At 37.9% G+C, this 19787-nt stretch carries 16 protein-coding genes; 11 read left to right on the top strand and 5 right to left on the bottom strand.

The annotated features are described in order from the left end of the window. Nucleotides 1-140: 140 nt before the first annotated feature. Entirely contained in the window at nt 141-1424 is a 1284-nt protein-coding gene (gene fahA, locus Rain11_RS04675) for a fumarylacetoacetase (RefSeq protein WP_101358180.1), read from the top strand. Beyond that, a complete protein-coding gene (locus Rain11_RS04670) occupies nt 1396-2034 on the top strand; it encodes a DUF1415 family protein (RefSeq protein ID WP_133121508.1) in 639 nt (212 codons plus the stop codon). Before fahA ends, Rain11_RS04670 begins: the two co-directional genes overlap by 29 nt. Nucleotides 2035-2067: 33 nt before the next feature. On the opposite strand, the gene Rain11_RS04665 is transcribed toward Rain11_RS04670, so the two are convergent. From Rain11_RS04665 to Rain11_RS04655, 3 genes are read right to left on the bottom strand one after another with little or no spacing between them, the layout of a single operon-like run. After that, a complete protein-coding gene (locus tag Rain11_RS04665) occupies nt 2068-4227 on the bottom strand; it encodes a 3-hydroxyacyl-CoA dehydrogenase NAD-binding domain-containing protein (RefSeq protein ID WP_101358178.1) in 2160 nt (719 codons plus the stop codon). Between the two features lie 58 nt (nt 4228-4285). Beyond that, nucleotides 4286-4939 (bottom strand): ABC transporter ATP-binding protein, encoded by a 654-nt coding sequence (locus tag Rain11_RS04660; RefSeq protein WP_101358177.1) that lies wholly within the window; start codon nt 4937-4939, stop codon nt 4286-4288. 3 nt (nt 4940-4942) lie between these two features. Next, on the bottom strand, nt 4943-6367 hold the full coding sequence (locus tag Rain11_RS04655; protein WP_101358176.1) for a hypothetical protein: 1425 nt from the start codon (nt 6365-6367) through the stop codon (nt 4943-4945). Nucleotides 6368-6499: 132 nt separating this feature from the next. On the opposite strand from Rain11_RS04655, the gene Rain11_RS04650 reads away from it, so the two are divergent. Continuing rightward, on the top strand, nt 6500-6835 hold the full coding sequence (locus Rain11_RS04650; RefSeq protein ID WP_101358175.1) for a DUF6150 family protein: 336 nt from the start codon (nt 6500-6502) through the stop codon (nt 6833-6835). Between the two features lie 4 nt (nt 6836-6839). Here Rain11_RS04650 and Rain11_RS04645 read toward each other — a convergent pair whose 3' ends face one another. Continuing rightward, complete coding sequence (locus Rain11_RS04645) at nt 6840-7640, bottom strand: alpha/beta fold hydrolase (protein WP_101358174.1); 801 nt, start codon at nt 7638-7640, stop codon at nt 6840-6842. A 115-nt stretch (nt 7641-7755) separates the two neighbouring features. On the opposite strand from Rain11_RS04645, the gene Rain11_RS04640 reads away from it, so the two are divergent. The 4 genes from Rain11_RS04640 to Rain11_RS04625 all read left to right on the top strand — a co-directional run bounded on the left by Rain11_RS04640 (nt 7756) and on the right by Rain11_RS04625 (nt 12241). Further along, nucleotides 7756-8454, top strand: coding sequence for a hypothetical protein (locus Rain11_RS04640; RefSeq protein ID WP_133121507.1), 699 nt, complete (start codon nt 7756-7758; stop codon nt 8452-8454). Nucleotides 8455-8517: 63 nt separating this feature from the next. Beyond that, nucleotides 8518-8724 carry a Sec-independent protein translocase subunit TatA/TatB gene (locus Rain11_RS04635; RefSeq protein WP_101358172.1) on the top strand — a complete coding sequence of 69 codons (207 nt, stop codon included), beginning with the start codon at nt 8518-8520 and terminating at the stop codon, nt 8722-8724. Nucleotides 8725-8909: 185 nt separating this feature from the next. Then, on the top strand, nt 8910-10778 hold the full coding sequence (locus tag Rain11_RS04630; RefSeq protein WP_101358171.1) for a M1 family metallopeptidase: 1869 nt from the start codon (nt 8910-8912) through the stop codon (nt 10776-10778). 113 nt (nt 10779-10891) lie between these two features. Further along, complete coding sequence (locus Rain11_RS04625) at nt 10892-12241, top strand: dihydrolipoamide acetyltransferase family protein (RefSeq protein ID WP_101358170.1); 1350 nt, start codon at nt 10892-10894, stop codon at nt 12239-12241. Between the two features lie 73 nt (nt 12242-12314). Here Rain11_RS04625 and Rain11_RS04620 read toward each other — a convergent pair whose 3' ends face one another. Beyond that, nucleotides 12315-13544 carry a tetratricopeptide repeat protein gene (locus Rain11_RS04620; protein ID WP_101358169.1) on the bottom strand — a complete coding sequence of 410 codons (1230 nt, stop codon included), beginning with the start codon at nt 13542-13544 and terminating at the stop codon, nt 12315-12317. A gap of 267 nt (nt 13545-13811) precedes the next feature. Here Rain11_RS04620 and Rain11_RS04615 point away from each other — a divergent pair, with 267 nt between their 5' ends. From Rain11_RS04615 to rlmD, 4 genes are read left to right on the top strand one after another with little or no spacing between them, the layout of a single operon-like run. Then, nucleotides 13812-15983, top strand: coding sequence for a 7TM diverse intracellular signaling domain-containing protein (locus tag Rain11_RS04615; RefSeq protein ID WP_101358168.1), 2172 nt, complete (start codon nt 13812-13814; stop codon nt 15981-15983). After that, nucleotides 15980-16888: a hypothetical protein gene (locus Rain11_RS04610; RefSeq protein ID WP_101358167.1), complete on the top strand. Its 909-nt coding sequence runs from the start codon at nt 15980-15982 to the stop codon at nt 16886-16888. Before Rain11_RS04615 ends, Rain11_RS04610 begins: the two co-directional genes overlap by 4 nt. A 38-nt stretch (nt 16889-16926) precedes the next feature. Then, the gene (locus Rain11_RS04605) at nt 16927-18264 is read left to right on the top strand and encodes a dihydroorotase (RefSeq protein WP_101358185.1); all 1338 of its coding nucleotides are present in this window, start codon (nt 16927-16929) and stop codon (nt 18262-18264) included. 11 nt (nt 18265-18275) lie between these two features. Next, nucleotides 18276-19688 (top strand): 23S rRNA (uracil(1939)-C(5))-methyltransferase RlmD, encoded by a 1413-nt coding sequence (rlmD, locus tag Rain11_RS04600; RefSeq protein WP_101358166.1) that lies wholly within the window; start codon nt 18276-18278, stop codon nt 19686-19688. The last annotated feature ends 99 nt before the right edge of the window (nt 19689-19787 follow it).

Genomic DNA, 19787 nt, shown 5'->3' with positions numbered 1-19787 from the left:
AGAGGTAATTGACTCATATGATTAAATATTTAAAAAGTACAACTCAAAGTTAATCATTTTTTCAATTACCCTAAGTTTTTTTATTTAAATCCCTTGAAAACAATAAGTTAGACTTATAATTCACGTTAAATATCAAAAATATGCCTACTATCAAAGCCAATAATCCTTCTTTAACTTCTTGGATACAAGTGCCTAAAAATAGTGATTTTCCGATTCAGAATATTCCTTTTGGTATTTTTTCGTATCAAGGAGGCACGCCGCGAGCTTGTACGCGTATAGGTGATACGGTGATTGATTTAAGCGTGCTTGTAGAACAAGGTTACCTGAATAACTTGCGTTTGCCTGATGCTTCTGTTTTTCACGCCGAAACGCTCAATGATTTTATTGCTTTGGGCAAACCTTTTTGGCGTAAAACACGCGATTTGCTTTCTTCACTTTTTCAGAAAGAAAACGACACTCTGCAAAAAGACAAAGAAACACAAAAATTAGCTTTTTACAACATTAAAGACGTGCAAATGCACTTGCCTGTGCATATTGGCGATTATACTGACTTTTATTCCAGTAAAGAACACGCCACCAATGTTGGCTCAATGTTCCGAGACCCTAAAAATGCACTTTTGCCCAATTGGTTACATTTGCCTGTGGGTTATCACGGAAGAGCTTCTTCTATTGTAGTTTCAGGTACGCCTATTCATCGTCCCAAAGGACAGGTAAAACCTGCTGATGCCGAAAAGCCTTATTTCACGCCTACTAAACTTTTGGATTTTGAACTGGAAGTCGCTTTTATTATTGGTAAAGAAACTGAGCTTGGCGAAAGTATCAGCACTGCCGAAGCCGAAGATTATATCTTTGGACTTGTGCTTTTTAACGACTGGTCGGCAAGAGATATACAACAATGGGAATACGTCCCCTTGGGTCCCTTTTTAGCCAAAAATTTCGCCTCCACCATTTCTCCTTGGATTGTAACCCTTGATGCCCTTGAACCTTTTCGTGTAGCCTCGCCCAAACAAAAACCAGAAGTGCTTGACTATTTGAAGTTTAAGGGTAAAAAAAGTTACGATATCAATTTGGAAGTATATTTGAAACCTGACAATGCTAAAAAAGAAACGCTTATTTGTCAAAGTAATTTCAAGTATATGTATTGGAATATGTGCCAACAACTGGCTCATCATACTATCAATGGCTGTAATGTACGCGTGGGGGATATGTGTGCTTCGGGCACAATTAGCGGAAAAGAGCCTAATTCTTATGGCTCTATGTTGGAACTTACTTGGAAAGGCACCAAACCGCTTAAACTTGCCGATGGCTCGGAGCGAAAATTTATTGAAGATGGCGATACGGTGATTATTCGGGGTTTTGCTGAAAAAGATGGTGTGAGAATTGGCTTTGGTGAGTGTGAAGGGAAAATTTTACCTGCTAAATAAAATAAGTTCGGCGGGGGCTTCGCTGAAAGCGAAGCCCCCGCCGAAACATCATTACAAAGCAATGCTATCAGCAAAGGAAAAAAAAGAAATTCTGCAAATCACTCGTAATTGGGTAGAAACATTTATCATAGGACTTAATCTTTGCCCTTTTGCGAAAGTTCCTTATGAGAAAAATGCAGTTCGTTTTGTGATAGGAGAGGCAAAAACGATGAAGGGTTTTTTGGAGATTTTTGCCCGAGAAATAGAGTTTTTAGAGAAAAACCCAACTACAGAAACTACACTTGTTATTTTGCCTGCTTTGGGTAAAATAGAATTATTTCAGGCTTTTATGCAATTTTGCGAAGAGATGATTATTCTCAATGCTTGGATACAGAAATATCAGATTGTATCTTTTCACCCACTAATGCGATTTGAGGGTATTCCTACTGATTCGCCTCAACAACTTACTGGTATAGCCCCATACCCTATTTTACATATTTTGCGAGTACCTTCGGTAGAAAGTTTAGGGGCTCAAATCAAAAAAGACGTACAAGCCGAAAATGACAAAAAACTTTCACAACTTGCCAAAGAAGATGTAAAAAAACTTTGGGAAAAAGTTTTGAGAAAATAAAACTCCCGAATAAACATTCGGGAGTTTTTCAAATTATTGATAAAACTCTCTGAAAGATTTACCACTTTGGGCGATTTCTCGCAGGCGAGCCGTAGGTCGGAAACGCTCACCGTAAGTATTGGCAAGTCTATCGGCTTCTTTTACGAAATTTTCTACACCGACATAATCAATAAACGACAAAGCCCCTCCTGTGTAAGGTGGAAAACCCCAAGCCAAAATAGAACCAACATCAGCATCGCGAAGCGTTGTAACCACATTTTCCTCAAAACATTTCACGGTTTCAATCACTTGTCGGTACAAAATACGTTTTTTTAGCTCCTCAATATCAGGCTGAATGGGTGCAGGTGGGAAAATATCTTTTAAGCCACTCCAAAGACGTTTGGGTTCATCTTCGGGGTATTCGTAAAAGCCTTTTTTTGCTTTTTTACCCACTCTACCAAGTTCTTCCACAAATTTCTTCACTACTCTGCCGTCAGGGGTATCAGTAACCTTAATTCCTGTATCTTTTTCAGTTTGCAGGTAGATTTTATACATCAAATCCAAAGCAACGGCATCAGAAACATCAAGTCCGCCGACAGGCATACCTGCGGCTTTTCCTGCGGCTTCAATGAGAGCAGGTGAAATTCCTTCGGAAAGCATTGTGATACTTTCGGCGGTATAAGTGCCAAATACCCTTGAAGTATAAAACCCTCGGCTATCATTCACTACAATGGGTGTTTTTTTAATTTTTTTCACATAATCAATACTTACGGCTAAAGCATAAGGCGAAGTTTTTTTGCCCATAATAATCTCTACAAGCATCATTTTATCCACAGGCGAAAAGAAGTGCAAGCCGATAAAATTTTCAGGACGTTTGGAGGCTTCAGCAAGCCCTGTAATGGGTAAAGTAGATGTATTGGAGGCAAAAATAGCTTTCTCATTCAAAAAGATTTCCGTTTCTTGGGTAACCTGATTTTTAAGCTCACGATTTTCAAAGACTGCTTCAATTACTAAATCACAACCCTGCATATCTTTGGCTTCGGCGGTAGTATGAATGCGTGCCAAAATCTCCTCGGCTTGTGCTTGGGAATATCTGCCTCTTTCTATCTCTTTTTTGAGCAAATTACGTGAGTAATCCTTGCCTTTTTCAGCATTTTCTACACTTGTGTCTTTCAACACAACCTCAATGCCTGCTATTGCACTTACATACGCAATGCCTGCTCCCATCATACCTGCCCCTAAAATACCTACTTTTTTTACATCGGCAGTAGGAATATCTTTGGGGCGAGCCGCTCCTTTGTTGGCTTCATTCATTGCAAAAAAGAGGGTTCTAATCATATTTTTAGCCTCAGGAGTTTGGCTGATGCGTGCAAAATGCTTGGCTTCAATCATTAAGCCGTCATCAATGGAAACTTGCAGACCTTCATATACACATTCCATTATGGCTTGCGGAGCAGGATAATTGCCTTGTGTTTTGCCTTGCAAAAGAGCTGTTCCTGCAATGAAAGTTTGCACCCCTTTGGGGGATTGAACATTACCACCGGGAACTTTGTAATTCTGCATACCCACTACATTGCCTTTTTTATCAATTTCGTCCCAAGGTTGTAAGGCACGTGGATTGGCTAAAATCCAGTTTTTAGCTTTTTGTAAAAGTTCTTCTTTACTTTCTGCAAGCTCATTGATGAGTCCTTCCTTCAAAGCTCGTTCAGGATTAAGTTTTTTACCTTCCAAAAGCAAGGGTAAGGCTTTTTCAATGCCTATCATACGAGGCAAACGCTGTGTTCCACCACCACCGGGGAAAAGCCCAATAAGCACTTCGGGCAAACCTATCTGAATTTTAGTATCATTCAAGGCAATCCGATAATGGCAAGCCAAACATAACTCATAACCGCCTCCCAAAGCCGTTCCATTGATAGCCGCTACTACGGGCTTTTTACAGGATTCATATTTTCTAAAAACTTTATGCAAATAGCTTATCATAGCATAGCTTTGCTCCAAAGAAGCATTTTTGAGTAGCATATTCAGGTCGGCACCTGCTACGAATTCTTTTTTATCAGAAGTAACAATGATACCTTTCACGTTGGTATCACTGATAGCCTTATCAATAGCTTCATCAAAGGCTTTTATGGATTCTTCGTTTAATACGTTCATTGGAGCATTTTCCATATTGAACGCAATAGTGGCAATTTGATCTTCTACGGTGTAGCGAATCATAAGCATTGGCTTTTTGGGTGTTAAACGTTTTTAGCAAAATTTTGTTTTTATTCTTTTTTCAAAGCTGTATTTGTCCGTCTTTTATCAAGAGTTTCCTATCAGCCATTTGAGCGAGTGTTTGGCTATGTGTAACAATCACGAAGGTTGTTTGAAATTGCTCACGGATTTGAAAAAAAATACGATAAAGTTCTTCGGCATTGTGGCTGTCTAAGTTGCCGCTGGGTTCATCAGCAAAAATAACTTGCGGTTGGTTGATTAAAGCACGAGCAACGGCTACTCTTTGGCACTCTCCGCCTGAAAGCTCGCTTGGCAGATGTTTTATTCTTTCTGCTAATCCGAGCATTGTGAGTAACTTTTCGGCTTGCTGATAGGCTTCTTGGCTCTTTTTGCCTGCAAGTAAAGCAGGTAGAGCCACGTTTTCAAGTGCCGAAAATTCGGGCAAAAGATTATGAAACTGAAATACAAAGCCAATTTTTTCATTCCGAAACTGAGCTAACTTTTTGTCAGAGAGTTTCTGAATTTCCTCACCTGCAATACTTATTCTGCCCGAGTCGGCTTTATCCAGTGTTCCTAAAATGTGCAAAAGGGTGCTTTTTCCTGCACCCGATGCTCCTACAATAGTTAGAATTTCACCTTTCTGTATTTGCAAGCTAACGCCTTTCAGCACTTCCAGTTTGCCGTAGCTTTTGAATATATTTTCTGCAACAATCATTCTTTACTTGAAATGTTTTTCATCAATGGCAAGGTACTTGGTGGGGGCAAAGCCCATTCGTGGAATTTGGCTAATCTTATCCATCAAGGCACGAGCCTTGTTAGACCTATCGGATTTGCTTTGATTGATGATGAGCTTAATAACTTTAATAAACAAAGCCGCAGCGGCACATTGCTGTTTGCCAAGCATACGGATTTGCCTTTGTACACTGCCAAGTAGTTGGGTAAGAAGTTCGTTTTCTCGGTTAATAGCATATTGCAAAGCTAAAATCAACTTCACTTCAATGAGAGCCAAGGGGTATTTCTTGATAGAAACATCATTGAGCAAGTTATTGAGCAAGCGAGCCGCTTCCTCGTGTTTTTCGGCATAATGGCAACCCAAAGCCCGATATACTACATAACTCACATAATTAGGAATATCTTCGCTGTCCATTTCTATATCTTCAAAAATATGTAAATTTTCGTTGTAAAGCTCTTTCTGCAAGCCTAAACGTAAAGCTCTTTCAATTTTAGTATATAAGAAACGTGCAGGGAAAGTGTAAATGGTATAATTGGAAAGAAGGGTACTAATAGAGTCATTTACTTCATCATAATAATCTTCGGCTTTGCGATACAATTTGTAGCTGTTGTAGTATTCAAGTTTAAGGAACTCAAATACAATTTTTAAGTGGTGATAAGTGGTATCCATAGGATACATTCCAAAGATTTTCTCTACTTTGGCAATGGTGTTTTCAATGGCTTCTTCGTCCATTGAGTCTTTGCCTTCCACAAAAAGCAGATGAAAAATACCCACACAACTCTGATATACAAATAAACGGTGCGAATCATAAAGATTGCGAATAGACTGAAGCTCTTTGTGAATGAGTGTAAGTTCTAATTTTTCGGTTTCATTACCTGAAAAGAAAAAACTACCAAACTTACGAAAATACTCAGTGATAAGCGTTTCGGCTTTATCTACCGAAAGCATATAGGCAACGTGTTTGTTGTAGAGCTGAGAGTAAGTGAAATAATCGGAAGTGTGAGCGTGTAAGCGTTTGAGTGTTTTATAGACAATGGTTAGTTCATTGGAAAGGTCGTAATCTAATAATTCTTTTTCCAATTTTTTGAGTGTAGCTACAACAATCGTTCTTTTTTTGGTAAAAACAATTTCAGGGATATTTGCCACTTTTTTAAGCAAATCGGCACGGGGGTTTTCTACTTGTTCAAGCAGATACTCCTCTATTTTCTGATTCAGACGCGAACGCAACGTGTAATATGCATTGCTATTCACATCTAAGCGTTCCATAATTTGTGAGTCAGACATTTTTTCTTGATAAAGCATTTGAAGTAAGTATGCTGATTTTTCAGCATTGCTTTCCATCAAGCTATTGAAAATTACATCAAAATCTTGTTTTGTCAGTTGTTTGATTATGTTTTTTAGTTTTGCCATTGTTCAATAAACGTTTTTGCGTACAATGATAGAGAAAAAGATTAGAAAAAGCAAAAAAATTACATAAAAATTACATAATAGCTTGTTTTTGAAAAAATAAAATTTTATTTTGCTTGCAGAAAACGAAAGTTTATGAAAAAAGTTGTGCTAACTTTGATTTTTGTTTGTGCTTTACTTGGTATAGCACAGGCACAAAAAGTGTATGAAACCAAATATGCATCGCAGGCAGATATTAAAGTATTCGTTACCAAATACCAAAGCCAAGCGGATTTGAAGGTATATAAGGTGCAATACGAAAGTCAAGCGAATAAAGATGGCAAGTGGTTTTTTGTAAAGTACGAAAGTCAGGCAAATAAAAAAATCTACTTTGTAGATTACGAGAGCCAAGCAGATTTAAAAATCTACTTTGTAAATTATGAGAGCCAAGCAGGTTGGCGAAACACTTCTAAATCACATTTATTGAGATAAGCGGTTATTTTCGCACAAACGTTCTGATAAGCTCAATCGTTTGTGGAATAGCTTCTAAATTGAGTGTGTGTCCTACCTTAGGTATTTCCTGATAAATAGCAAAGGGCATAGCTTTTACAATTGCTTGGTGCATTTCGGGAGTGCATAAAATGTCTTCTTGCCCGCAAATTACAAGGGTTGGAATTTGAATTTCCTGTAAATTTGGGCGAAAATCTTCGCTGATAGCGGTGGCAGTCATTAGTTTAGCGAGCCTGTCAATGCTTAAATCATTGCTAATACGCATTTGTTTAAGTGTTTCAATAGGAATAAGCGGATTTTGGAAATAATGTTGCCCCAGTACAAAAGGGAGCATCACATCAAGCATTAAAGGGTATCCTCCTGCTTGCAAAGCACTCTGCCAAGCATCTCCGATAGCATCAAAAAAAGGTGTTTTATGGGCGAAAGTTGCCATTAAAACTGCCTTGTAAATATTTTGAGGAAAATAATACATCAGACGCATAACCACCGCCCCACCATAAGAGATACCAACAGGAACAACTTTTTTGCATTGTAAGCTCTCCAAGAGATGATTTACATCTTCGGCGTGTTCCTTAAAAGTTCTAAATTGGGAAGGGTTATCCGATTGCCCCTGAAACATTAAATCTACGAGTAAAACTCTATAATTTTCAGAAAATGCGGGCAAATAAGCCTGCCAAGCCATTGTAGATTGTGAAAGCCCTCCTAAAAACAAAAGTGTAATTTCTGCATTGGTATTGCCGTGTAGTTCGTAGTACAGCTGATTGCCACAAGGAAGCAGGTGCTTCATAGTTGATATGAGTTTGCTAAAAAAAACAAATGTAAGCAAAATTCACATTTTCTACTTTTATATTTGTTAATTTTTTGTTAAATTTATCAAACAATTATTTAACATTAAATTAACATTGAGATTCTTGATAGGCATATTGCTTTATGTAGCTATTTTTATGGAGGCTTTTTCGCAGGAGTTATCGTGGAAACAGCTATGGGCATTTTCTTGTAATTTTAGTTCTAACGAGCAAGTAACAAATTGGCAAAAAAAGTTGGAAAAAGATGCTCAAAAACTCCATTGCAAACGCCAACGTTTCAAAGATGAAAAGGCTTTTTTGAAATATTTGTTTCATTTTTTACATCAAAAATACCTAAAAACTTACGATAAAAATGCCTCTTGGGGGCATATTTTTCAGACCGGCACTTACAATTGCGTAGGAGGGGTAGCAGTATTTGCCTATTTTCTTGAAAAAACAGGATTTTCTTACCAACTTTACGAAACAGATAATCACGTTTTCTTATGTGTTGTAGGAGAAGAAGGGGAGATTTTTATGATTGAAACTACTGCCTTTTTTTCAGAAGGTATGCTTTCAAGGAGAGAAAACCTTCCTCAAATTACAGATTTTGTCAATCTTTCTACTATTTCTTTGGAAAACTTAATAGGTATTTTTTACTATAATGAAGCCGTAAAGGCTTATTTCCAAGAAAATTTCATTGATTCAGTGGCTTTTGCCAACAAGGCTTACCAGTTTTATCCTTGCTTACGTGTTAAAGAAATTTTTACAATGAGTAAAGAAAAATTAGGCAAACAAATTGCCTTTGCTCCGAAATAAAAGAACATTTTTTGCATAATTTACGAAAAATCCTTAACTTTGCCGAAATTAAATCGCTCTCTTATGCAAGCAAGTCTTTTGTTTTTAGGATTACAGCCCACAGAAATTTTTCTCATAGTGTTTGCCTTGCTACTTCTCTTTGGAGCAAAGAAAATCCCTGAATTAGCTCGTGGGTTAGGTCGTGGTATTCGTGAGTTCAAAGATGCTACCAAAGAAGTAAAAAAGAACCTCGAAGAAGAAGTTTCCGAAACCTCTGCCAAAGACAAGTAAGTTTTTTAGCAAAATTCCACGAAAGCAGTTTGATTAGTACAGACTGCTTTTTGTTTTTTTTGATGGAAAATAAAAAATTCAGCAACCGTTATGTTTCAAAAAACTTTGATGTGTTTTTCAATAAAACACGAACATAATTTTTTTGTTATATTTGCGTTTCTAAATACCTAAACTCACTTACAGAGATGAACAAAAGTTTCTTATTACTGCTTATTGTAGTTTTTATTGGTTTAGGGGCATTTGCTCAACCTGACCGCTGGCAGCAACGCGTCCAATACACAATGGAAATTGATATGGACGTGCAAACCAATCGTTTCAAAGGCAAGCAGAAACTGGTGTATTTCAATAACTCGCCTGATGTGCTTCAAAAGGTTTTTTATCACTTGTATTTCAATGCTTTTCAGCCTAATAGCCTGATGGATGTTCGCTCTCGTACCATTGCCGACCCTGATGGGCGTGTGCGTGATAGAATTTTTAAGCTCAAAGAAAATGAAATTGGTTACCAGAAAGTTCTTTCGCTCAAACAAGATGGCAAACCCTTACAGTACAAAGTAGAAGGCACGATTTTAGAAGTAGAACTCGCCAAACCTATTGCTCCCAAATCGCAAACAATCTTTGAAATGGAATTTGAGGCACAAGTGCCTATTCAAATTCGCCGTACAGGCAGAGATAATGCCGAAGGAGTACGCTATTCAATGGCTCAATGGTATCCGAAAATGGCTCAATACGATTATCAGGGCTGGCACGCTCACCCTTACATCGGTAGGGAGTTTTATGGGATTTTTGGTGATTTTGACGTAAAAATTAGCGTAGATTCTTCATATATGGTTGCGGCAACGGGCATTCTGCAAAATCCGCAGGAAATAGGCAAAGGTTATGATACCAAGGGCAAGCCCGTGAAACGCCCTAATTCTCCCAAACTCACTTGGCAATTCAAAGCCAGCAATGTTCACGATTTTGTTTGGGCGGCAGACCCCGAATTTTTGCATACCATTCGCAAAGAAGCCGATTTGCCCGAAATACACTTTTTCTACAAAAATGAGCCACAAATTGTAGAAAAATGGAGAGAATTACCCAACTATATGGTTCGCTTTTTTAGAATTATGAATGAAAAATTTGGGAAATATCCTTACGAGCAATTTTCATTTATTCAAGGGGGCGATGGCGGAATGGAATATCCTATGGCAACACTTATTTTGGGCAGACACAAAGAAATGGCAGGACTGGTAGGGGTTGCTGTTCACGAAGCCGCTCACAATTGGTTTTATGGTATTTTAGGAACTAATGAAAGTCTGTACCCTTGGATGGACGAAGGTTTTACCACCTTTGCCGAAGATTATATAATGGCTGAAATTGTTGGTATCAACAAAGAAAATCCACACATTGATAGCTATCGCAGTTATTTTGCACTTGTAAAAGCAGGACAAAATGAGCCTTTAAGCACTCACGCCGACCACTATCGTACTAATAGAGCTTACAGTGTGAGTAGTTATTCAATTGGCTCTATTTTCTTAAATCAATTGAGCTATATCATCGGAAAAGAGGCTTTTGATAAAGGAATGTTAGAATATTTCAATACTTGGAAGTTCAAACACCCCAATCCAAACGATTTTATACGCGTGATGGAGCAAGTTTCGGGTTTGGAATTAGATTGGTACAAAGAATATTGGATTTACACCACTAAAACTATTGATTATGGCATAAAAGCTGTTAATAAAATTGGAAGCGAAACAGAAGTAATTTTGGAACGAAAAGGTGAAATGATTATGCCAATAGATGTTTGGGTTACTTACAAAGATGGCAAAAAAGAAATTTACAACATACCTCTGGATTTAATGCGAGGTGAAAAGAAAGAAAACATAAACAACATTCCTCTCATTCTACTTTCAGATTGGGGTTGGACGTACCCTGAATATACCTTCAAAATTCCTGCCAACCTTGATGGTATTGAAAAAATTGAAATAGACCCTACCGAAAGAATGGCAGATGTAGATAGAGCTAATAATGGGTATCCTTTCAAGAATGTTTCTTTGAAGGGTGAAAAGAGAAACTGATAAATGCCGCTATTGGGCTTAGCACAAATATCTTTACGGGTATTTGTGCTTTTTTATTTGGCAAATTCTGTTTAATTTGTAAATTGCCGTGCAAAAAGAAAAAATCAAAAATTATGGCTCTTGTAGAACTTCTGATGCCCAAAATGGGCGAAAGCGTAATGGAAGGAACTATCCTGAACTGGCTCAAAAAAGTTGGTGATAAAGTTGAACAAGACGAGTCCATTTTGGAAGTAGCCACCGATAAAGTTGATACGGAAATCCCCTCTACCCATGCAGGGGTATTGAAAGAAATTCTTGTGAAGGAGGGGGACGTAGTGCAGGTGGGCAAGCCTATTGCTATCATTGACACAGGTGGAGGCTCTTCCGAACCTATACCAAGCCCCGAAATAGAGGTGATTGCCAACCAGATTGCAGAAATTTCTGAAAAAATACAGGCTCAACCTGTAAGTGGTGAAGGGCGTTTTTATTCACCTTTGGTGTTGAGCATTGCCAAAGAAGAGGGTATTTCAATGGCTGAATTAGAGGCTATTCAAGGGACAGGGCAAGAGGGTAGAGTTACTAAAAATGATATTCTCGCCTATGTTGAAGCTAAAAAACTGCAAAAAACAACCCCACAGCCGCAAGTTAGCGAAGTTAAAAAAGAATCTATCATTGAAACTAAACCTATCGTAGAGGTAAAAATAAGCGAACCTGTGCAAGAAATAAAGCCCGTGGAAACGAAAAAAACTTCTACGCCTGTGCCTATTTACGAGGGTGATGAAATTGTAGAAATGGATAGAATGCGGAAAATCATTGCCCAAAGAATGGTAGAGTCCAAGCATACGGCTCCTCACGTTACGTCTTTTGTGGAAGCTGATGTAACCAATTTGGTGTATTGGCGTAGAAAGGTTAAAGATGAAATGTTACAGCGAGAAGGCGAAGCCTTGACTTTTATGCCAATGTTTGTAGAAGCCATTGTGAAGGCTTTGAAAGATTATCCGATGATGAATATTTCCGTTGATGGTGATAAAATTATCAAACGCAAGCAAATCAATATTGGAATGGCGGTAGCTTTGCCTAATGGTAATTTGATTGTGCCTGTAATTCACAATGCTGACCAACTCAATTTAGTAGGACTTACCAAAAAAATCAATGATTTAGCTCGCCGAGCCAGAGATAATAAACTCAAACCCGATGAACTTGCGGGTGGTACTTATACCGTTTCAAATGTAGGTTCTTTTGGTAATGTTCTTGGCACACCTATTATTATGCAACCCCAAGTGGGTATTTTGGCATTGGGTGCAATACGCAAAATTCCTGCCGTAATAGAAACCCCTTTTGGTGATACCATTGGCGTAAGGCATAAAATGTTCCTTTCGCATTCTTACGACCATCGCGTAGTAGATGGTGCTTTGGGGGGAATGTTTGTCAGACGTGTCGCTGATTATTTAGAAGAGTTTGACCTAAACAAAAGTCTGTTCTAAATTTTAACCCCAATAATACCCGAAGCCATTGCGTTGAGCAGTGGCTTTTTTTGAGTTGTGTAGAAAAATTGTATCAGAAAATCCACAAAAAGCGTTTTCTTTTAGATTTGCCGAGTTTTTTTTGTGTATAGGGTTGCAACTCGGGAAGCATTTTTTCTTTGGGATACCCCAACTGGTACGCCGCAAGCACATCTTGGTGATATTCTTGGGGTGTTTTTTTGAGCAAAAATTTGAGTTCTGCCACTCGGTAATGATATTCGGGGTTTTTATCATCTTGTTGTGCTAAAAAGGTGTAATCAGAAAGAGATTCCTCGTATTTTTTGAGTTCATAATACAAAAATGCCCGCTGACGAAAATAAGAGAGGTCTTCGCCGTCTAACTCTATAGCTTTTTCGGTATCTTGTAGGGCTTTGGAAAGATTTTTCTGCAAAGTATAATAAGTGGCTCTCTCAAAATACCATTCAGGGTTATCTTTATCTAAACTTATTGCTTTACTAATAGCTTCTATTGCTTTGGCATATTGTTTAAGCTGAGCAAGGCTGTAAGCGTATAGGCTGTAATCTTGGGCGGAGATTTTTTTCTTATCAGGTTGTTTGGAAAAATATACTTGCCACGCTTCGGTGCTGGCTTGGTCTTTGCCTTGTTTGAATAAAATTTCTGCTTTTAGCTTGTAGGCTTTCCAAAAACGAGGATTTAGAGCAAGCGTTTTTTTTATATCTTCTAAGGCTTCTCTCCAAGCCTCTTGCATAGACCAAAAATTGGCTCGCAGGAAATAAATATCAGCATCATCAGGTTTGAGTTCAAGGGCTTTTTGGTATGCTCTGGAAGCATCTTTTTTCTTGCCTAATTCTTTGTAACTTTCCGCTAAATACACATACAAAGAGGCTTGTAGGCTATCTTTGGGGGCTGTTTCTTCAAATTTTTCAAGATGATTTAAGGCTTTATCATAACGTTGTAAGCCAAACCAACTGACACCCAAGTACAAGTCGTGTTCGTTATCTTTGTAGCCCAAACTATCTGCGGTAAGCAAATCATTAAGGGCATTTTCATATTTTTTCAGTTGAACCCAAGATTTTGCTCTTTTGAAATAAGCATCTGCTCTGCTTGAATCAGCTTTAATAGCTTTATTGAACCAACCTACAGCGTCTTGATAATTAGATACTTCCCATTCGGCTTCGCCTTGCTCTATCCATTGCTGTATTTGTTCGGAGGCATTGGGTTGGGCTTTTTTTTGAGCAAAAGTAAAATTTACACATACAAGTATCCAGTAAAAAACAAAAGGCAAAAATTTCGCAAAAAACATAAATAGATAGCTTTTCTGAAATGTTAATGTACAAAAAAAGTGCAAGTCTGCAAAATTTTGTAAATAATTTGCTCAAAAATCTTATTTTCCCTTTACAGATAGATATTAGATTTTTTTGTTTTACAAAACCAAAATGATGCTTCATTGATGTAAAAAAAGGGACTCTTGTTGAATTATTAAAAAAACTACAAAAAGCTTGCGTAATAATTTTTTTTATGCGAAATTAACAACTTGTTGCTAAAAACCAACCATAACCTTTTGAACACAATGAAAAAAATAGGGCTTTTATTTGGCTTCCTTTTGCACTGCTTGCTGTTATTCGCCCAAGAACCTGTGGTTATTCCCGAAAAATTTGAAAAAATACAAGTAGGAAAGAAGTATTTGCGAGTTTTCAAAGATAGTACAGCTTTTATGACCAGCAAAGAGGTCTTGCAAAATACTGATAAATTTTTGCCTCCTAATGAGGAAAGCCCAAACTATGGTTATAGTAAAGCGGCTTTTTTTGCAAAATTTCAACTTCAAAACCCTCATAATCGTGAAAAGGAGATTTTTATAGAAATAGATTATGCCGTATTAGACGAAGTTCGTTTTTATGTTTTTAATGAAAATGGCGAAGTAGTAAAAGAATTACAAACAGGCGATTGGCTGCCGTTTAGACAAAGAGATTTGCAGACCAGAAATTTTGTTTTCCAAGTTAAATTGCCCGCTTTTAGTACTTACAATGTACTGATGCGTATCAAGAATGATAGCACTGTTTCTTTTCCTATTTACGTATGGCAACCTGATAAATTTATCCAAGCTGAAAGCCTTTCGATGTGGGTTTTTGGCATTTACTATGGGATAATGATTGTGATGTTGCTTTACAATTTATTTATTTACAGTGTGCTCAGAGAAAGGAACTACTTGCTTTATATTTTCAATATTTTAGCGATTTTGCTTTTTCAACTTGCTTTCAATGGTATTGGCTTTCAGTTTTTATGGGGAAATTTGCCCGGTTTCAATCATTTTAATATGCCAATGGCGGCAAGTTTGCTTATTATCGCGGGAATTGCCTTTTCAAGAGATTTTTTGAGTACATCTACCAAACAAAAAGTTTTAGATAAAATTCTACTGATACTCATAGCCATCGCTCTGATAGGTCTCATTTTATCTTTTGTGCTCACGCAACGTATCGTTTTAAGGGTAGCCACATTTCTTGTTTTACCAAGTTGTTTAGCTCTTTTGTATGGAGGTTTTTCTTCGCTCAAGGCGGGTTTTCGTCCCGCACGCTTTTTTGTAATAGCTTGGATTGTGTATCTGATTGGAGCTATTTTAGTAGCTTTGCGAGGTTTAGGACTTGCCCCAACGAGTTTTATTACAACTTACTCTATTCAGATAGGTTCGGCGATGGAGGTGATTTTGCTTTCTTTGGCTCTTGCTGATAAAATCAATACACTTCGCAAAGAAATAGCACAAAGAGCCTTGGAAAAAGAACGTTTGGAAAAAGAACAAGAGCGAGAACGTAGAGAAATGATGGAGCAACAAAATGAAAAATTGGAGCAATTAGTTGCCGCTCGTACCCAAGAACTTTATGAACAAAACAAGCAAATTACAGATAGTATTCATTACGCTCAACGTATTCAGCAAGCTATTTTGCCTTCTAAAACGCAACTTACGCGTGTGTTTCCCGAAGCCTTTATTTACTTTAAGCCTCGTGATATTGTAAGTGGTGATTTTTATTGGTTTGCCGAAAAAGATAACAAAGCCATCGTAGCTGTGGTTGATTGTACAGGACACGGCGTTCCCGGAGCTTTTATGAGTATGATTGGCAATACTTTGCTCAATCAGATTATTTTGGAAAGAGGGGTTACACGTCCCGCAGAAATTCTGAACCAACTTCACGAAGAAATCAAATTTGCTCTCAAACAAGATGATTTAGCCGAAGAAAGTGCCCGAGATGGAATGGATATTGCAATAGTAGTTTTTCACGAATTGCATAACATTTTAGAGTTTGCAGGAGCAAATAACTCGCTGTATCTTATCAGAAATGGAGAGTTGGAAGAAATTCCCGGCGATAGAATGGGAATAGGGGGAGTAAGAAAAGCCAATCAGGAGCATTTTCATAACCGAGTTATCAAATTAGGTGAAGTAGATACCTACGTTTATTTAGCTACTGATGGTTATGCAGACCAATTTGGTGGTGCAAAAGGTAGAAAGTTTTTGGGTAGCAATCTTAAAAAATTATTTATAGAACTCTCTAAAATGCCCAATTTTAAGGCTCAACATCTGCACTTGAACAAAACAATGGAAGAATGGAAAGGTGCAGAACGCCAACTTGATGACCAGCTCGTTATCGGCTTCAAGATTTCGGCGAACGCCAGCAGGCAATTTGCCGAAACACGTAAAGGCAAAGAATGGGCAGAACGTAAAACTATGCAACCTTTCAAATTTACAAGATGATAAAAGCTATCACTTTCTTTTGGGCATATATTTGTTTTGCCACTTTGGGCTTTGCTCAACAAGATAGTATTGCCTACAAGCCTAAACTTAAATTTTTAGTAGATACTTTATTTTTAGGGAAACCTGTTCCTGTGGCTTTTTCCTTTGAATACCCTAAACATTGGCAGGTGCTTTTTCCTGATACAACCTACCAATATAGCCCTTTTGAATGGCATAAAAAGGATTTTTTCCCTACTCAAACTCAAGGCTCGCTTAGCAAAGACAGTGCTATTTTTTGGCTAAAAAGTTTTGAAATAGAACCTGTACAAAAATTGCGTTTGCCTGCCTTTTACATACAACCCAATGGCGATTCCGTTTCAATTTTTTCTAACATAGATTCTATTTTCTTGAAGCAGTATATTCTTTCCAATCGTTTGGATACTATTACTCTAAAAGCAAACACGCAATATGCTTCTCTGCCTACTAAACTAAATTTCCAGGCTTGGGTCTTGGGGTTGGTTACTTCATTCTTTATTTTGGCTATTGTTTGGCTTTTTTTTGGCGATTGGATAAAAAAACAAATCCTTCTGCTTAATCTCAAACGCAAACAAGTACTTTTTGAAGATAACTTTGAAAAAGAAATGCTTAAAATTCGCACCCGAAAGAGACTAAAAGATATTGAGCAAGCCTTTATACTTTGGAAAAAGCATTTAGAACAAATTGAAGGAGAACCTTATAGCTCTTTTACGTCCAGTGAAATTGTTGAGGTGCTACAAAGAGAAAAACTTGCCGAAAGCCTGCAAAATATTGATAGGGCTATCTATGGAACAATAATGGAGGAGAGTTTGGATAAAGATTTGGCTTTTCTCAAATCTCTTGCCAAAGAGCGTTATCGTCTCAAAAAACAACTCATCAAAAATGGATAACTTTGCACAAAAAGTCCTTAACTTTGCCCAAAAATACTATGAGCCTCCTACTTACCAACTGCCAAATTATCAACGAGGGTAAGATTTTTTCAGCGGATATTCTTATCAGAGAGGGTTTTATTGAAAAAATTGCTCCGCAAATTTCTGCCGACGTAGCAAACAAAGTAATTGACGTAGCAGGAAAAGCTGTCTTGCCCGGTGTAATTGATGACCAAGTACATTTTCGTGAGCCTGGGCTTACGCACAAAGCCACTATCTACACCGAAGCCAAAGCCGCTGTGGCAGGAGGCACTACCAGTTTTATGGAAATGCCTAATACCGTTCCGAATGCTCTTACACAGGAACTTTTGGCTCAAAAATACGAAATTGCTCGTCAGACATCTCTTGCCAATTATTCTTTTTATATGGGAACTTCCAACGATAATTTGGAAGAAATCCTCAAAACCAATCCTCGCAATGTGTGTGGTGTAAAAATATTTATGGGTAGCTCTACGGGGAATATGCTTGTGGATAATCCTAAAACTTTGGAGGCGGTTTTCAGTCAAAGTCCTATGCTGATAGCTACGCACTGCGAAGATGAAGAGACTATCCGCAAGCAAAGCGAAATTTACAAAAACAAGTATGGCGATAATGTCCCTGCCGCTTGCCACCCCGAAATTCGCAATGTTGAGGCTTGTTTGAAATCCTCAAAATTTGCCGTAGAACTTGCTAAAAAATATAATACTCGTCTGCACGTCTTGCACATTACCACTGCCGATGAAGTAGCACTATTCCGAAACGATATTCCTTTGCCTCAAAAGCGTATTACTTCGGAGGTTTGTGTTCATCACTTGTGGTTCAATAAGCAAGATTATGAACGTTTGGGGCATCAAATTAAATGTAATCCTGCTATCAAGGAAGTTTTTCATCAGGAGGCTCTCTGGCAAGCCCTGCTTAATGATAATTTTGATGTAATTGCCACCGACCACGCCCCTCATACTTGGGACGAAAAATCTCAAAATTACTGGCAAGCCCCTTCGGGTTTGCCGCTCATACAATTTTCTTTGCAAATGATGTTAGAGTTTTACAAGCAAGGCAAAATTTCTTTGGAGAAAATCGTGGAAAAAATGAGTCATAATGTAGCCGTTTGCTTTCAGATTGAAAAGAGGGGCTTTATTCGGGAAGGTTACTGGGCAGATTTGGTAGTGGTAGATTTAGATAAACCTTGCCACGTAAAACGCCAAAATCTGCTCTATAAATGTGCTTGGTCGCCTTTGGAGGGCTATACTTTCCAAACTTCGGTAGAAAGTACCATAGTTTCGGGGCATTTGGTGTATCATCAGGGCAAATTTGATGAAAGCAAAAAAGGCGAAAGATTGCTTTTTGAAAGAAATTGAGCAGAATATTTATGCGAAAGAAGAAACAAGAAAAAATACTGCTTGAAAAAGTTTTCATAGAAAAACCTATTGCCGAAGGTCGTTGTTTAGCTCATTATCAGGATAGGGTGATTTTAGTTGAAGGAAATGTTGCTCCGCAAGACATCGCCGACCTTGAAGTTTTCAAGAAAAAATCAAATTATTGGCTTGCCCGTGCTGTTCGTATTCACGAGGCTTCGCCCTTTCGGCAAGAGCCTTTTTGCAGGCATTATGGTGTTTGTGGGGGGTGCAAATGGCAACATCTGCAATATGAAAAACAATTAGAACAAAAACAACAAGAAGTCGTAGATGCTCTTGAACGCATTGCAAAGGTAGCTTTTCCCGAAGTAAAACCTATCATAGCTTCGCAAAAAACGCAATTTTATCGGAACAAATTAGAATTTACTTTTTCCAACAATCGTTGGCTTTCGGCTGAAGAAATTGCCACAGGGCAAGTTTTTGAAAAGAATGCTTTGGGTTTTCATATTCCCGAACGCTTTGATAAAATCATTGACATTGAAACGTGCTATTTGCAAGAGGAACTATCTAACCAAATTCGCAATCGTTTGAAAGATTTTGCCCGAAAGCAAAATTTTAGCTTCTACGACCTGAAAAATCACAGAGGTTTCTTGCGAAACTTGGTAATTCGCAACACTAATACTGGCGAATGGTTGGTACTTGTGATTTTTGCAGAAAACAATCAGCCTGCTATTGAGCAAACAATGCAGTTTTTGCAGAACTCTTTTCCACAAATTACTTCTTTGCAATATGCTATCAATCAGAAAAAGAATGACAGCTACCACGATTTAGAAATTCAATTTTTTGCAGGAAAGCCTTATATTACGGCTACAATGGAGGATTTACAATTTCGTATTAGTCCAAAATCATTCTATCAAACGAATTCAGAGCAAGCCTATCGTTTGTATTGTGTAGCAAGAGATTTCGCCGAACTGCAAGGCAATGAAGTGGTTTATGACCTTTACACAGGCACAGGCACAATTGCCAATTTCATAGCAAACAAAGCAAAAAAGGTAGTAGGCATTGAGTATGTACCCGAAGCCATTGAAGATGCCAAAATAAATTCAGATATTAACAAAATAAGCAATACTGAATTTTTTGCAGGAGATATAAAAGACTTGCTCAACGAAAATTTTGTACAAAAGCACGGCAAACCTGATGTAATTATCACCGACCCGCCCCGTGCAGGTATGCACGAAAATGTAGTAAGAACTATCTTGAAACTTGCTCCAACAAAAATTGTTTATGTAAGTTGCAATCCTGCCACTCAAGCTCGTGATGTGGCAATACTCGCTGAAAAATACGAAATCACTGCTGTACAACCTGTGGATATGTTTCCGCATACTTACCACGTGGAAAATGTTTTGCAACTAATAAGGCGATACTGACAAGAGGCAGGAAACAAGAAAAGGAAATAAAATATTCTCTTTAACTTTAATTTTGCCTTTTTCAGTGATTTTTTTTATCATTGCATAGTTTTACACCAA

It is taken from the genome of Raineya orbicola (assembly GCF_002843425.1).
GTDB lineage: Bacteria > Bacteroidota > Bacteroidia > Cytophagales > Thermonemataceae > Raineya > Raineya orbicola.
The sequence above is the reverse complement of the archived record's forward strand: the minus strand, read 5'-3'. Positions and strand labels throughout refer to the sequence as shown.